Genomic DNA, 1,187 nt, shown 5'->3' with positions numbered 1-1,187 from the left:
GGCGTTTGGTTCGGGGCGTGGACCTCAGGATGATGAACGAAAAATCCGAGAAAGACCGATATGGCCGGACCCTGGCCGTGCTGACCCTGCCCGACGGCCGGATTCTGAACCGGGTCCTGGTTCAGTCCGGCCATGCTTTTTTTTATCCCCATGGTCGAACCCTGGATGAATTGGACCGGGTCCTTCTGGACGATCAGCGAACGGCCATGGCCTCGCACCGAGGATTCTGGGGCCGGATTCTGCTCAGGCCCGAGGCCAGCCAGAGCTTTGTCGGCAGCGAACAATCCAGGCGTTTCCACACGTCTGACTGCCCGTACGGCAAGCGGATCAACTGGAAGAACCGGATCAGTTTCTCGACCCTGCGGGAGGCCTTCGGGGCCGGGTATGCCCCCTGCCGGTCCTGCACGCCCTGGCCGGGGGAGTGATGGAACAGGTAGGTCAGACCGAATTTTTCGGAGATTCACCATGCGCGTAATCATCGTCGGGGCCGGGGAGGTCGGGTTCCACAGCGCCCGGCGGCTCATGGCCGAACACAAGGACGTTGTTGTCATCGACAAGAACGCCCGGGTCCTCCAGCGGATCGTGGACAACATGGATGTCCAGACCATCGAGGGTTCGGGGTGCAGCCCCAGAGTTCTCGAAGACGCCGGAGTCCGGGAGGCCGACATGCTCCTGGCGGTCACGGACAGCGACGAAATCAACCTGATGGCCTGCACCTTCGCCAACATCCTCTCGCCCGGGATCACCAAGGTGGCCAGAATCCGGAGCGAGGATTTCCTCGAATACGGCCAAGGTTTGTCCGAACAGATCCACATCGACACCTTCATCAATCCCGAACTGGAAGTGGTCCGGAACATCGAGAGCCTTCTCGGATCCACCGGAGTGGTGGACACGAGCGAGTTCGCCGACGGACGCATCCGGCTGGTCGGGACCTGGGTGGGCAAGGACAGCCCCTTGGCCGGCCGGCCCCTGGTCGACATCAGGCAGGCCAGCGACCGGCGTTTCATCGTGGCCGCCCTGATCCGCGAGGACGACCTGATCGTGCCCACGGGCCTGGACATGGTTCAGGAAGGGGATCTGCTTTACTTCGTTTGCGAAGATCTGGATCTCGATACCCTGCTGAAGTCCTTTGGAGTCTGTCGAAAGGCCCAGAAGAATCTGCTCATCGTCGGCGGGGGCCCCGCGGG

Annotated in this window: 2 protein-coding genes; both read left to right on the top strand. The window is 62.1% G+C overall.

Annotation, left to right across the window (positions count from 1 at the left end):
- Positions 1-425, top strand: a 425-nt coding sequence (locus tag EOM25_15195; GenBank protein ID NCC26525.1) for a thermonuclease family protein, incomplete at its 5' end; no start/stop codon positions are given.
- Positions 133-1,187 (top strand): hypothetical protein (locus EOM25_15190; GenBank protein NCC26524.1); only part of this gene is annotated, 1,055 nt, incomplete at its 3' end. The genes EOM25_15195 and EOM25_15190, both read left to right, overlap by 293 nt.

Source organism: Deltaproteobacteria bacterium (assembly GCA_009929795.1).
Taxonomy (GTDB): domain Bacteria; phylum Desulfobacterota; class Desulfovibrionia; order Desulfovibrionales; family Desulfomicrobiaceae; genus RZZR01.
The sequence above is the reverse complement of the archived record's forward strand: the minus strand, read 5'-3'. Positions and strand labels throughout refer to the sequence as shown.